The organism is Cellulosimicrobium cellulans (assembly GCF_016907755.1).
In the GTDB taxonomy this organism is placed as follows: Bacteria; Actinomycetota; Actinomycetes; order Actinomycetales; family Cellulomonadaceae; genus Cellulosimicrobium; species Cellulosimicrobium cellulans_D.
Window position 1 is genome coordinate 3,850,863 of the sequence record NZ_JAFBCN010000001.1, and the last position, 13,047, is coordinate 3,863,909.

At 75.6% G+C, this 13,047-nt stretch carries 11 protein-coding genes; 3 read left to right on the plus strand and 8 right to left on the minus strand.

All coding sequences use genetic code 11. From position 1 onward, the window contains the following. The first annotated feature begins 34 nt into the window (after positions 1 to 34). Positions 35 to 982 (plus strand): glycine betaine ABC transporter substrate-binding protein, encoded by a 948-nt coding sequence (locus JOE63_RS16720; RefSeq protein ID WP_087469566.1) that lies wholly within the window; start codon positions 35 to 37, stop codon positions 980 to 982. Between the two features lie 78 nt (positions 983 to 1,060). Here the strand turns inward: JOE63_RS16720 and JOE63_RS16725 are convergent, their stop codons facing one another. From JOE63_RS16725 to JOE63_RS16745, 5 genes are all read right to left on the minus strand, one after another. Beyond that, entirely contained in the window at positions 1,061 to 1,249 is a 189-nt protein-coding gene (locus JOE63_RS16725; RefSeq protein WP_087469567.1) for a Trm112 family protein, read from the minus strand. A 77-nt stretch (positions 1,250 to 1,326) separates the two neighbouring features. Continuing rightward, a complete protein-coding gene (locus JOE63_RS16730) occupies positions 1,327 to 2,379 on the minus strand; it encodes a cell wall-binding repeat-containing protein (protein ID WP_157759439.1) in 1,053 nt (350 codons plus the stop codon). A 269-nt stretch (positions 2,380 to 2,648) separates the two neighbouring features. Further along, on the minus strand, positions 2,649 to 3,827 hold the full coding sequence (locus JOE63_RS16735) for a cell wall-binding repeat-containing protein (RefSeq protein ID WP_204542690.1): 1,179 nt from the start codon (positions 3,825 to 3,827) through the stop codon (positions 2,649 to 2,651). 62 nt (positions 3,828 to 3,889) lie between these two features. Next, positions 3,890 to 5,347, minus strand: coding sequence for a phosphomannomutase/phosphoglucomutase (locus JOE63_RS16740; protein ID WP_087472477.1), 1,458 nt, complete (start codon positions 5,345 to 5,347; stop codon positions 3,890 to 3,892). 42 nt (positions 5,348 to 5,389) lie between these two features. Further along, positions 5,390 to 5,743, minus strand: coding sequence for a DUF3499 domain-containing protein (locus JOE63_RS16745; RefSeq protein WP_047232115.1), 354 nt, complete (start codon positions 5,741 to 5,743; stop codon positions 5,390 to 5,392). A gap of 113 nt (positions 5,744 to 5,856) precedes the next feature. On the opposite strand from JOE63_RS16745, the gene JOE63_RS21730 reads away from it, so the two are divergent. Continuing rightward, positions 5,857 to 6,435 (plus strand): metallopeptidase family protein, encoded by a 579-nt coding sequence (locus JOE63_RS21730; protein WP_307840181.1) that lies wholly within the window; start codon positions 5,857 to 5,859, stop codon positions 6,433 to 6,435. 10 nt (positions 6,436 to 6,445) lie between these two features. Here the strand turns inward: JOE63_RS21730 and JOE63_RS16755 are convergent, their stop codons facing one another. The 3 genes from JOE63_RS16755 to JOE63_RS16765 all read right to left on the minus strand — a co-directional run bounded on the left by JOE63_RS16755 (position 6,446) and on the right by JOE63_RS16765 (position 12,020). Continuing rightward, complete coding sequence (locus tag JOE63_RS16755; RefSeq protein ID WP_204542692.1) at positions 6,446 to 8,188, minus strand: DUF5719 family protein; 1,743 nt, start codon at positions 8,186 to 8,188, stop codon at positions 6,446 to 6,448. Between the two features lie 4 nt (positions 8,189 to 8,192). Then, positions 8,193 to 11,558, minus strand: a complete 3,366-nt coding sequence (locus JOE63_RS16760) for a glycosyltransferase (protein WP_204542694.1) — start codon at positions 11,556 to 11,558, stop codon at positions 8,193 to 8,195. Between the two features lie 132 nt (positions 11,559 to 11,690). Next, a complete protein-coding gene (locus JOE63_RS16765) occupies positions 11,691 to 12,020 on the minus strand; it encodes a WhiB family transcriptional regulator (protein ID WP_082141085.1) in 330 nt (109 codons plus the stop codon). 179 nt (positions 12,021 to 12,199) lie between these two features. Here JOE63_RS16765 and JOE63_RS16770 point away from each other — a divergent pair, with 179 nt between their 5' ends. After that, on the plus strand, positions 12,200 to 12,994 hold the full coding sequence (locus JOE63_RS16770) for a TIGR03089 family protein (RefSeq protein WP_087469572.1): 795 nt from the start codon (positions 12,200 to 12,202) through the stop codon (positions 12,992 to 12,994). The last annotated feature ends 53 nt before the right edge of the window (positions 12,995 to 13,047 follow it).

A 13,047-nucleotide genomic window follows, 5' to 3' on the forward strand; every position in this document is an offset into this window, starting at 1 on the left:
CGACCGGGTCCGCCCGGACCCACGGAAGGACAGCATGACCCCCGCACGTACCCGCACCACCCGCCGCACCGCCCGCCGCTCCGCCGCCGTGGCAGCGACCGCCGTCCTCGGCCTCGCGCTCACCGCCTGCGCCTCCGACTCCGGGTCGGGCGCCGACGACGGGGCGTCGTCCACGGGCGAGGACGAGACCTCGGTCTCCATCGGGATCCCGTCCGGCTGGGACGAGGGCATCGCCGTCTCCCACCTGTGGACGGCGATCCTCGAGGAGGAGGGCTACGACGTCTCCTCCCAGACCGCCGACGTCGGCGTCATCTACACCGGGCTGGCCGGCGGGGACTTCGACGTCACGCTCGACGTCTGGCTCCCCTACACGCACGCCTCCTACGAGAAGAAGTACGGCGACGAGGTCACCGACCTCGGCTACTGGTACGACGACGCCAAGCTCACCGTCGCGGTGAACGAGGACTCGCCCGCGCAGTCGCTCGAGGACCTCGCCGGCATGGCCGACGAGTACGGCAACAAGCTCGTCGGGATCGAGGCGGGCGCCGGCCTGACCGAGATCACCCAGGAGCAGGTCATCCCGACCTACGGCCTCGAGGGCATGGACTACTCCATCTCCTCGACCCCCGCGATGCTCGCCGAGCTCAAGGGCGCGACCGACGCGGGCGAGAACATCGCCGTCACGCTCTGGCGCCCGCACTGGGCCTACGACGAGTTCCCCGTCCGCGACCTCGAGGACCCCGAGGGCGCGCTCGGCGAGGCCGAGAAGATCCACATGTGGGGCTCGTCCGACTTCGAGGAGCGCTACCCGACGCTGACCAAGCTGCTCGGCGCCTTCACCCTGGACGACGAGCAGCTCTTCTCGCTCGAGAACATGATGTTCAACTCCGACGAGTACGCCGACGAGGCCGCGGCCGTCCAGGCGTGGCTCGAGGCGAACCCGACGTTCGTCGACGACCTCAAGGAGTCCGCGGGCGTCTGACCCGCCCTGCTCGACGCCGAAGGCCGGCTCCCCGAGGGGGAGCCGGCCTTCGGCGCGTCGTCGGACCGACGAGCACGGTCACAGCGGGCGCGCGTCGTCCTCCAGCAGGACCGGGATCCCGTCGCGCACCGGGTACGCGAGCGGGCGGTCGGGGTCGGTGGAGTGCAGCTCGGGCTCTCCGGTCGGCCCGGTGCCGTCCACGAGCCGCGCGCCCGTCACGGGGCAGCGCAGGGCCTCGCGCACCCAGGGGTCGATCTGCAGGCTCATGCTCGCTCCTCGTCGTCTCCAGATACAGCGCCTTCGTGAGTCTACGGGTTGCCGCGAGAGAAGCCCGGGCCGTCGAGTCAGCACTGGTCGAGGCTCGCGACGCGGTCGTCCAGCGCTCCGCGACCGCCGAGGAGCGTGTACCGGGTGACGCCGAGGTAGCGCCCCTCGCCGAGCGTGAGCTTCGGGACGCACGTCTTCGGAACCACCCACAGCGGCATGGGGACAGAGCCGGCGAGCGCCGCGCCGGCGAGCGCGTCCGCGAAGTCGCCGCCGGTGGCGAGGAGCGCCTCGTCCGCGGAGCCGAAGACCGCCGCGTTGACCCGCACCGACGTCTCGTACCGGTCTCTCCCCGCCTGGCGGGCGACGCCGTCCACGAGAACCGTCCCGAGGTCCTTCTCGACTCCTGCGGTCACGGCACCCGTCCCCCCGACGATGTGCACCCCACGGATGCCCAGGCGCTGGAGGAGGGCCTTCGTCTCGGCGTCAGCGCGCGAAGCGAGCCCGTCGACGAGGATCACCGGGACGCCCCAGGCCCCGGCGGTCGCACCGGCCGAGAGCGCATCGGGGTAGTCCCTACCCGTCGCGACGAGCGAGACCGTGAACGGACCGTCTCCTCCGAACGCCCGCTCGTTGACGACGCGCGACGTCGCGTAGCGGTCCGGACCCGAGTCGCGCCGGATGTCGGGCGCCAGGGCGGCGAGCTTCGCGTAGACGTCGGCGGACACCGCGCCCTCACCCCCCACGACGACGATCTGCTCCGGTGCCAGCCGTTCGATCTCGGAGCGGATCACGCTGGGCAACGCGGACGACGGGGTGAGCAGGAGCGGGCCACCCGCATGGGCGGCCGCCGGGCCGGCGCTCAGCGCGTCTGCGAAGCCCACACCGCTCGCGACGTAGACGACAGGCGAGCCCTCGGGATGCCCCGCTCTCGAGATCGCGACCGCCGTCTCGTAGCGATCCGCGCCGGCGAGACGCGCGGTCGTCGGGTTGAGGACAGGATCCGTGTCGGCAGGGCCGAGAGCCGCGCCGTCATCCCCTGCCGCGCCGGTCGTGCGGACGTCCACGGCCGCGCCCGCGGAAGCCGCCGTCGGTGCCGCCAGGAGAAGTGCGAGCGCTCCGGCGACGGCCACGAGCCGACGCGCGACGCGTGGGTGCCGTCGGAATACGTGCGGAGTCGCTGTCGTGCGAAGGCAGTTGGGATGCATCTGGGCCTCATCTATCGGACGGGAGGCGGCGGCCCCGGAGGCCAGCCGCCAGGGCTGAGGTGACGAACGTAATCCGCCGACGGCTCACCGAGGATGCAGGAGCTCACGAGAGGCGGGGACTGCACCGTCGATGCGCGGTACGAGGGGAGGGCAGGCCTGGAACCGATCCGCTCCAGGCCTACCGTCCCCAGCGCTCAGCAGCGCGACAGTGCCGCGACGCCGTCCCCCAGCGCCCCACGCCCTCCGAGCAGGAAGTACGTGGTCACGCCGAGCGCCGCACCGTCGTCGAGCACGCCGCCGGGGACGCACGTGCTCGGGACCACCCACAGAGGAAGGGGGAGTGCGCCGGCGGCCGCCGCGCCCGCGAGCGCGTCCGCGTACCCGGAGCCCGTCGCGAGGAATGCCCCGGTCGCCCACTCGAAGACGCCCTGGTTCAGTGCCACCGACGTCTCGTAGCGGTTCTTGCCCGCGAACCGGGCGACCGCCCCGTTGATGTACGGCTCGTCCAGCAGGTCGGCCTCGATGCCGGCGCTCACCGCACCGTAGCCCCCGGCGATACCGACGGCCTCGACTCCGAGCGTCTGGAACAGCTGCTTGGTCGTCGCGTCGACGCCGGGAGCCTTGCCGTTGACCAGGACGACGGGGACCCCGTAGGCGCCGGCCACCGCGCCCGCGGAGAGCGCGTCCGGGAAGTCCACGCCGGTCGCGAGGTACGCGACCCCGACGGGGGACCCGGCGAACGCGCGCTCGCTCACGAGGCGCGACGTCGCGTACCGGTCGGCCCCCGAGTCACGACGGATCGCGGGGGTGTAGGCCGCGAGCTGACTGTACACCGCGTTCGAGACGGCGCCGGAGCCGCCCACGACGACGATGCGCTGCGGGGCGAGGCGTGCCAGCTCGTCCGCGACGACCGTGGGGACGCCGTTCGGCTGGACCAGCAGGAGCGGGCCACCCTGCACCGCGGCGGCCGGGGCCGCGCTCAACGCGTCGGCGAAGCCCGTGCCGCTCGCGACGTAGACGACCGGGACACCCGGGTCGAAGGCGGCGGAGACGGCGACCGCCGTCTGGTAGCGGTCCTTGCCCGCTACCCGCTCGGTCCCGGCGGCCGCGAAGGCCTGGACGCGCTGCTCGAGCTCGGCCTCATGCTCCGGGGTCAGACGTGACGCGAGGAGGTCCTGGAACGACCTCACCTCACCGGACTGCTCGCCGAGCGTGGTGGCGCCCGGACCGGGGAGGGGCTCCGCCCCCGCGGTAGCGGCCACGCCACCGACCACGGTGAGCGCCAGCGTGGAGGCGAGGAGCGCACGCGCGACGCGGCGCGCGCGGACGGGGGTGCGGCGGTCGAGGTCCGCGCCCCGCAGGGGTGTTGCCATTCTGAGTTCCTCTCAGCGGTTGTACAGGGTGCGCTGAGAGTAGCGGTGGTTCGGACGTTCCCCTAACGAGTCTCGCGCACGAGCGACAGGACGTCGTCGCGCACCTTCTCCATGATGTCCTCGTCGGCGGCCTCGACGTTGAGCCGCAGCAGCGGCTCGGTGTTCGAGGCGCGGAGGTTGAACCACCACTGCGGGTGGGCGTCCCAGTGCGAGACGGTCAGGCCGTCGAGCTCGTCGACCTCGACCGGGCCGCCGCCCTGCTGCGTCACGTAGGCCTCGACGACGCGCGCCCGGGCGGCGGGCACGTCGGCCACGGTCGAGTTGATCTCGCCCGAGGCGACGTACGGCTCGTACATCTCGGCGAGCGCCGAGAGGGGGTGCGGCTGCGACCCGAGCGCGGCGAGCACGTGCATCGCCGCGAGCATCCCCGTGTCCGCGAAGAAGAAGTCGCGGAAGTAGTAGTGCGCGCTGTGCTCGCCGCCGAACACCGCGTCGTTCTCCGCCATCTGCGCCTTGATGAACGAGTGGCCCACGCGCGTGCGCACCGTGCGAGCGCCGGCGGCCCCGAGGAAGTCGGGGACGGCGCGCGACGTGATGAGGTTGTGGATCACGGTCGGCGTGCGCCCGGCCTCGACCTCCTTCGCGACCTCCCGCAGCCCGACGAGCGCCGTGATCGCCGACGGCGACACCGGGTCGCCGTGCTCGTCGACCACGAAGCACCGGTCCGCGTCGCCGTCGAACGCGAGCCCGAGGTCGGCGTCGTGCTCGACGACGGCGGCCTGCAGGTCGAGCAGGTTCTTCGGGTCGAGCGGGTTGGCCTCGTGGTTCGGGAACGTGCCGTCGAGCTCGAAGTACAGCGGCACCACGTCGAGCGGGAGCACGGGCAGCCCCGCGCCCGTGCCGAGCACCGCGGGGACGGTGTACCCGCCCATCCCGTTGCCCGCGTCGACGACGACCTTGAGCGGCCGGATCCCCGACAGGTCCACGAGCGAGCGCAGGAACTGCGCGTAGTCCGCGAGCGTGTCCCGGTCGGTGACCGTGCCCTGCTCGTCCGCGACGACCGGCAGGCCGTCGTCGAGATAGCCCTCCGCGAGGCGGCGGACCTCCGCGAGCCCCGAGTCCTGCCCGACGGGCCGCGCGCCGGCCCGGCACAGCTTGATGCCGTTGTACGCGGCGGGGTTGTGGCTCGCCGTGAACATGGCACCGGGCACACCGAGGGCGCCCGACGCGTGATAGAGCCCGTCCGTCGAGCACAGCCCGATGCGCACGACGTCGACCTCCGCCTCGGTGAGCCCGGCCGCGAACGCGTCCACGAGCTCCGGCCCGGAGTCCCGCATGTCGTGCCCGATGACGACGCGCGCCCGGGCGGGCGCGTCGCCTGCGGGGGTCGGTGCCTCGGGGAGCACGACCGCCCGGGCGAACGCCGCGCCGACGGCCTTCGCCACCTGAGGGTTGAGCTGGTCCGGGACGGTGCCGCGGACGTCGTACGCCTTGATGAGGTGGGAGAGGTCGGTCGTCACGCCGTCCACCCTACCGAGGCGGGAGCGCGGGGGTGCGTCGGGTCAGTCGCCCTCGGCGCGCAGCACGCGCAGGTGGCCGCGTCGTCCCACCTCGGTGACGTCCGGCGGCTCGGGCTCCGTCCGCACCTTGCCCGCCTCGCGTACCGCGTCCGCGAGCGCCGACAGGTCGTCGTCGCTCGGGCCGGTCTCGACGAACTGCGGGGACAGGCGCACGACCTCCCAGCCGCGCGGCGCGGTGAGCCGCTCCGCGTGCTCGGCGCACAGGTCGTAGCTGTGCGGCTCGGCGAGGTGCGCGAGGGGGCCCAGGACCGCCGTGGAGTCGGCGTAGACGTAGGTGAGGGTCGCGACGGCGGCACGGACGCACGCCGTGCGCGAGCACTGCCTGACGGATCTCACGCGCTGACCTTACGCCCTCCGGACGTGTCGTGGGGCCGGCACACGCCGTCCTGGTGCCCGCGCCACCGCAGGTGGGCGCGCTGCGCCGGGCGTCGGCGGGCTAGAGTCGTGGTGTGCGTGGCAACACTCCGTCCCCGGGCTCGCGGCCCGAGCCCGCCGGCAAGGGGCGCCGGGCCCGCGACCGCTGGTCGCGCCGGGCGGCCCCCGCCCCGCCCCCCGTCTCGTTCGACGAGCTCGTCATCCCGCCCCGTGCGCCCGGACCGGGCGGTCAGGGCCCGGTCCCGCGGCGTCGGGACCGTCGTGGTCGCGGGATCCGCGGTCCGCTCCTGCCACCGACCGCACCGGCGAGCCGCACGCGGGCGGAGAAGTTCGACGACGTCGTCGTCGACGTCGTCGAACGGGTCGAGCAGTCGTGGGCCAAGCAGCTCCGCGGGACGGAGTTCGCGGTCGAGGACGTCCCGCCGTCGGACCCCGCGCCCTGGGAGGACGGCGGCGTGCCGCTCGGCCGGTGCTTCCCCGCCGAGTCGGGACAGCCCGCGCGCATCGTCGTCTACCGTCGACCGGTCGAGGCCCGTGCGTTCGACGCCGAGGACCTGGAGGACCTGGTCCGCGACGTGCTCGTGGAGCAGGTCGCCCACCTGCTCGCGCGCACCCCGGAGGAGATCGACCCCCGGTACACCGGCGACCGCTGAGCCGCGGCTCCTAGCCGCCGAGGCCCGCGGTGTCCGAGGCGCGGACCGCGACGGTGCCGGGGGCCGGCGCGTCGACGACGGGCAGGAGCACCGAGAGCAGGCTCGGCGCCTCGTCGCCGTCGTCCCCGCTCGGCGGACCGACGCTCGCCGTGACCGACCATGACGGGTGCAGGTCTCCGCGGGCGCTGACGACGTCGACCGTCACGACCGCGACCGTCGCGTCCGAGCCCTTCGCCCGCAGCGTGCTGGGGTCGAGCGTCTGCGTCGTGCCGGCGGGCAGCCTCACCGTCGTCGCGCCGGCCTCCGCCCCGGCGTCGTCGTAGGCGCGTACCCGGAGCTCGAGCGCACCGTCGGCCGTCTCCTCCGCACCCGCGGCGGGCACGGCCGCCAGCGTCAGGACGGACGACGTGCCCGGGACGAGCGCGACCTGCCCGGCGCGCACGTCGTCCTCCTCGGTCGGGACGTCGTCCCCCGCGGGCGCCAGCGCGCGTGCCGCGATCCACGCCCGGTCGTACTGGCGCTCCTCGTGGAGCAGGTCGGGGTCCGGCTCGCCCCGCCGGTCGACCGACGCCCCGGCGACGACGGGGACGTCCGCGTGCACGGCCACGGCGTACGACCCCGCGGGGAGGCCGCCGAGCGAGACGTCGGTGACGACCCCGGGCGTGAGGGCGACGTCCTCCACGCCACGCAGCGGCACGGGCCCGTCCGCGCCGTAGACCGTCACGTGCGCGGTCCCGGCCTGGTCGCCCGGGGCGAGGAGGCGGAGCTGCGGGGCGTGCGGGTCGTCGACGGCCTCGCCGACGCTCGCGACGCCCGCGAGCGCGAGGTCGTGCGCGGGTTCCGCGCCGGGGACCACGTAGTCGACGCCGAGCGGCACCAGCCCGTCGAGCGTCGAGTGCTGGAGGTACGCGGAGACGAGCCCGCCGGTCGCCGAGACGTGCACCACGAGGCGCCGCTGCTCGGGGGCGGCGGCCTCGACGAGCGTCACGACCTCCTCGCCCGGGCCCACGAGCTGCTGCCCGCCCCCGGAGAGCACCGCGGCCCCTCCCTGGCCCCAGACGTCGACCTGCACGACCGCCGGCGTGAGCCCAGGGTTCTGGAGCACGAGCTGGGTGCTGCTGCCGATCTGGGTGCTCCCGCCCACGAGCCACTGGCTGATGCCGGGCCGTGAGCAGCTCGCCGCGGCGAGGCCGCGCAGGTCGCCGGCGGTCGTCACGGACCCGACCGACGCCGCGACGCGCGGCGCCGCCCCCTCCTCCGGGCGGACGGTCAGGACGGTGCCCGCGGCCGGGTCCGCGACGGTGCTCACCGTGACGTCGCCTTCGGGCGCCGGCTCGAGCGCCCGGGTGTCGGCACGCGCCACCGTGCCGTCGAACGCGCCGAGCTCGGCCGACCCGTCGCCCTCCACGACGGCGCGCAGGCTGCTCTCGGTGCCCACCGGCGCGGGGCCGAACTGCGCGTCGCCGACCGTCTCCGGGTCGGTGAGCCGCGCGGGGCCCGGGCAGACCGTGACCTCCGGGCCCGGCTCGACGGCGACCTGCTCGACCGCGTCGGCGGGGACCGGCGCGGCGGGGACGAGCGTCGCGCCCGTGCTCCCGAACGCGGCCACGGCACCGGCCGCGAGCATCGCGACCAGGCCTGCGCCCGTCGTCGTGACCCGGCGCACCACCCCGCGCCGCCCACCGTGGGGCGTCGCGGCGCTCGCACCGTCCGGGACCGTCCGACCCTGACCCGTCTCGTTCTCCGTCGTCACCGCGCTACCTCGTCCCCGCCCGCCGGCGCCGCACCGGCACCGCGAGCAGCACGTACACGAGCAGGGTGATCCCTGCCGCCGTCATCCAGCCCGACCGGTGGTCCGCGGCGTGGAACACCTCGAGCCGCCCGCCGTCGGCGCCGAGCGAGAACGCCTGGAGCCCGCCCGAGGTGGACGGGTCGACGGCCTCCAGCGGGCGGCCGTCGAGCGTCGCGCGCCACCCGGACGAGGCGTTCTCCGCGAGCACGACCACCCGGTCCTCGGTCCCTGCGGGCACCGCCGTGTCGACCGGTCGCAGCGCCTGCCGGTCGGCGTCGAGCGACTGCGTCCCGGCGGCGGACTCCACCCGGGCGTAGGAGGGTTCGACGCCCTCGGGGGCCACGCGCCAGACCAGCCCCGCCTGGCCCTCGGTCATCCGCTCGAGCCCCGGCACCGTGTCGAGGCGCGCGACGAGCTCCGCCCGCGCCTGGTCCTGCTCCGCGCTCGCCGGGAGCAGGACCGCCCCCACACCGAGGCGACCGAGCCCGCCCGCGGCGTCGGACGACGTCCCGGACACGAGCTCCGCGACGAGCCGGGGCAGCTCGCCCTCGGTCGCGCCGGGGTCCGCGGCCTGCCACGCCTCCACGACGACCGAGGAGTCGACGGCCTGCGGACCGTCCGAGCGCAGGGCCGCGTACTCGACCACCCCGCCGGGGCCGAGCTCGAGGCTGAGGACCCGGGCCTGACGCGGGGAGGACTGCATCTGGCGACCGACCGGCGGGACGACGGGCTGGGTCGTCGCGCGGACGTCGCCGACCCGCGCGTCGTCCCGGTCGAGGACGCCCGCCGTCCAGGACGCCGCGGTGCCCAGCGGGAGCAGCGTCACGACGAGGCCGAGCGCGACGACGGCGCCGGTCCGCCACGGCGGGGCGCCACCGTCGGGCAGGCGCGGCGCACCGACGAGCGCGGCGCCGAGGAGAGCGAGGAGCGCGAGCGAGGTGCCCGCCCCGGGCCAGCCCGTCACCGGGGCGTCCGGCGACGCCCCGGCCGCGACGACGGTCGAGCCGGCGAGGATCGCGGTCGCGAGGCCGATCGCCGCGACGAACCACGCGCCGACGGCGAGGCGGCGCCCGCGGAGCACGGCCACGACGGCGAGCGCCACGACCGCCGCGCCGGCCGCGAACGGGGCCCACCGCGCGAGCAGGTCCACGGCGCCCGAGCCGTCGAGGCCGAACCAGGCGCCGGGCGTCACCGGCAGGCCGAGGAGCTGCTGCCACGGCGGCGCGGCCGTGGCCGCGACGGGCGCTCCGGGGTCAGCGAGGAGGAGGCGCCACCCGCCGTCGCCCGCGGTCCTCGCCACGTGCACGAGGAACGGCGCGAAGAGCACGACGGCGGGGACGGGGACGAGGGCGAGGTAGCGCCGGTGCGCGGGCACCCCGACCGCGACCACCACGAGCACGACGACGCCGACCGGGAGGAGCACGGGCGCGCCGGCGACGACGACGGCGAAGAGCAGACCGGCGGTCGCCGCCGCGGCGAGCGACCCCGGCTCGCGCCGCGGGGCCGGGCGCGCGGCGTCGGGGGTGGCCGGGGCGACGGCGTCGACACGCTGCAGCCCGAGCGCGCGGACGACCGCGAGCGCGAGCCACGGCAGGGCGGCGTGCACGAGCACGGCACCCACCCGTCCCGCACCGACGGCGGTGAGCATCGCGGGCGCGGCCACCCACACGAGCGTGGCCCACGCGCGCGCCGGGACCGAGCGGACCAGCGCGCCCGCGGCGAACCAGGCGCCCAGTCCCGCCACGACGAAGCACGCCGGCACCAGCAGGTTCACCGCGGTCTGCGTCGCGCCGCCCGCGAGCAGGGAGGCGGGGACGAGCGCCGTGACGTAGGGGTCGGCCGGGGCGGGCGCGCCGAGCCCTGTCGTGACCCACCCGGTCGTGGCGGCGCGCCAGACGTCGCCGAGCGTGCCCGTCGCGGGCAGCAGCGAGCCGCCGACGAGGCGCCCGCCGGCGAGCAGCGCCCCGGCGAGCGGGCCGAACACGACGGCCGTGAACGCCGCGAGGGCCACGACCGTCGCGGCGAGCCCCGCACGCCGCCGCAGGGCGAGCGCGCGCAGCTCCCGCCGCTCGATGTCGGTCGGCGCCCATGCGGTGCGTCGCTGCTCCGCACGCGCCAGGCGGCGGTCGCGGCGCTCGGCGAGGACCTCGCGCCACGTGCCGCGCAGCGGACGCAGCGCACGACGCGGGAGCCTGCGGGTGCGCCGGGCCGCACGCCGCGCGCGCCACACGGGCCCGACCCGGACGAGGGCCCACAGCGGGGCGAGCAGCTCGTCGCGCGCGTGGCCGGGCTGCTTGACGAGCAACCGGTACGCGGCGTGGAACGGCGCACCGAGGACCATCGCGAGCGCGACGAACGGCAGCCACGGCGCCGCGACCCCGACGAGCCGCGCGTGGAGCTGCGACCGACGCCGCGCGGCGGAGGAGGAGTCGGGGTCCGGCGTGGGGAGCGTGGTCGCCCCGCGCCGCCGGTCCCGCAGGCCGAGGAGCGACGCCTGCGCGTGCCGCACCACCGCGGACGGCACGACGATCACGCGGTGCCCGGCGAGGCGCACCCGGCGGCACAGGTCGAGGCCGTCGCCGAACGGCCCGTACTCGGGGTCGGTCCCGCCGAGCTCCAGCCACACCGTGCGGCGCACGAGCGCGCCCGCGAGACCGACGGCGAGCACGTCGTCGCGCGCGTCGTGCTGCCCCTGGTCGATCTCGTCGTTGTCGATCCCCGTCATGCGCCGCCCCAGGGGCGTCGTCGTGACGCCGACCTCGACGAGGCGGCTCGCCGTGCCCGGCTCGAACGGCGCGACCGGTTCGGCTCCCGTGCCGACCGTCCACCGTTCCTGCTTGGGTCCCGCCACCGCGACCGCGGTCGAGTGCTCGACCGCGCGCAGGAGCTCCGCGAGCGCGTCCGGCGCGGGCGCGGAGTCGTCGTGGAGGAGCCAGAGCCACGTGCCCGGCTCGACGTGCGCGAGCGCGGCGTCGACCGCGTCCCCGAACGAGCGGGCCCGCGGAGCCGCGACGAACCGTGCGTCCCCCAGCTGGAGGCCCTGGTGCTCGCGCGTCGCGTCACCCGTCGCGGCGTCCACGACGACGACGGCGTGCGGACTCGTCGTCTGCGCCCGCAGCGCGGCCATCGTCGCGGCGAGGAACGGCGTGCTCCCGCGCGTGACGACCACGGCCGTGACCGTCGTGACCACGGGCAGCGCCCCGGTGACGGCGGCGACGATCTCGGGTGCCGCGACGACACCCGGCACCGCGGCGGCACGCGCGGCCGCCCCCGGGGTGACGTCGCCGGGGCGTGCGCTGCGCGCGGACGTGGTGAGGTCGGAGGAAGTCATGTCCCGTCGATCATGCGACGGACACGGCTCCGGGCGCGGCATTTGCGCGCCCCGGTGTGGCGGGGTGTCGTGGCCCCGTCACGAGGTGCCCCGGTACGGCGCGCGCGCCGAGCCGGACCGCGACGCTCGTCGTCAGACGACGCGGCGCTTGAGCTTGCGGCGCTCCCGCTCCGAGAGACCGCCCCAGATGCCGAACCGCTCGTCGTTCTCGAGCGCGTACTCCAGGCACTCCGCGCGGACCTCGCAGCCCGTGCAGACCTTCTTGGCCTCGCGCGTGGACCCGCCCTTCTCCGGGAAGAAGGCCTCCGGGTCCGTCTGGGCGCAGAGCGCCCGCTCCTGCCATCCCATGAGCGAGTCGTCGACCGGCTCGCCGAAGAGCGGCAGCACCGGTGCCACGCGCTCCACCTCTCGTTCAGCGTCGGAGGGGAAGACCCCTCCCGTCCCGTCCAGCATGTTCCACATCGTGCGCCCCTTCATGCCGTTCGCCGGGCCTCGTGCCGAGAACCCCGCCGGAAACTGCATTGAAGAAATTACACGCGTGTCGTCCGCGGGCGTCAAGCCGAAATGTGATAGCGACGAGGAGGCGAGGGGTGAAATTCCGACATGTCGGGACGCGATATCAGCGCTCTAGGGTGGTGTCCATGGTGACCGCTCCCCATCCCCAGGCCCCTCGCGACGACCGCCCCGCGCACGTCGCTGACCTGCTGCGTCTCGTCACACGAGACCCCGGCCGCCCGCGGCTCACGTGGTACGGCGACGACGGCGAGCGCGTCGAGCTCTCCGGCGCGGTGCTCGAGAACTGGGTCAACAAGACGACCAACCTTCTCGTCGAAGAATTCGACGCGGGACCTGGCACGCGGGTCGTTCTCGACCTTCCCGTGCATTGGCGCACGGTCGTCTGGGCGCTCGCCGCATGGCGCGTCGGCGCGACGGTCGTCCTCGTGGCCGCTGCCGACGACGCTACGGCCGACGACGGCGCGGCGCCACCGGACGTCGTCGTGACGACGCACCCCGACCGCTGGACGGGCACGCGCGCCGAGCTCGTCGCCGTCGCCCTGCCGGCACTCGCCCGCCGGTTCGACGGCGACCTCCCGGCCGGGGCGGTCGACGCCGCGTCCGCGGTCATGACCTACGGCGACCGCGTGGGCTGGGCGCCCGCGGTCGAGCCCGGGCTGGAGGCGCTCTCCGCGCCGTCCTCGTCGTGGGACCACGCGCACCTGGTCGAGCGCTCCGCGGGCGGACGGCAGCTCCTGGCACCGACGCCGCACCCCGGGGACGAGAATCCTCCGACGGCGTCGATCCTGGTGCGGGTCCTCGCGACCTGGGCGGCGGACGGGTCCGTCGTCCTCGTCTCTCCGACCACCGCGACAGCGCTCGACTCCGACCCCGAGCGGCTCCGCCGGCTCCTCGCTCAGGAGCAGGCGACGCCGTCCTGACCGGCTCCCCTGCACCCCTCCCACGGGCGAGACGTCACGGCTATCGTGGGTGG

What these genes read in the sequence shown, in the direction of transcription:
- JOE63_RS16720 (WP_087469566.1), top strand. Translation starts at nt 35, where the DNA reads ATGACCCCCGCACGTACCCGCACCACCCGCCGCACCGCCCGCCGCTCC.
- JOE63_RS16725 (WP_087469567.1), bottom strand. Translation starts at nt 1,249, where the DNA reads ATGAGCCTGCAGATCGACCCCTGGGTGCGCGAGGCCCTGCGCTGCCCC.
- JOE63_RS16735 (WP_204542690.1), bottom strand. Translation starts at nt 3,827, where the DNA reads ATGGCAACACCCCTGCGGGGCGCGGACCTCGACCGCCGCACCCCCGTC.
- JOE63_RS16760 (WP_204542694.1), bottom strand. Translation starts at nt 11,558, where the DNA reads ATGACTTCCTCCGACCTCACCACGTCCGCGCGCAGCGCACGCCCCGGC.
- JOE63_RS16765 (WP_082141085.1), bottom strand. Translation starts at nt 12,020, where the DNA reads ATGTGGAACATGCTGGACGGGACGGGAGGGGTCTTCCCCTCCGACGCT.
- JOE63_RS16770 (WP_087469572.1), top strand. Translation starts at nt 12,200, where the DNA reads ATGGTGACCGCTCCCCATCCCCAGGCCCCTCGCGACGACCGCCCCGCG.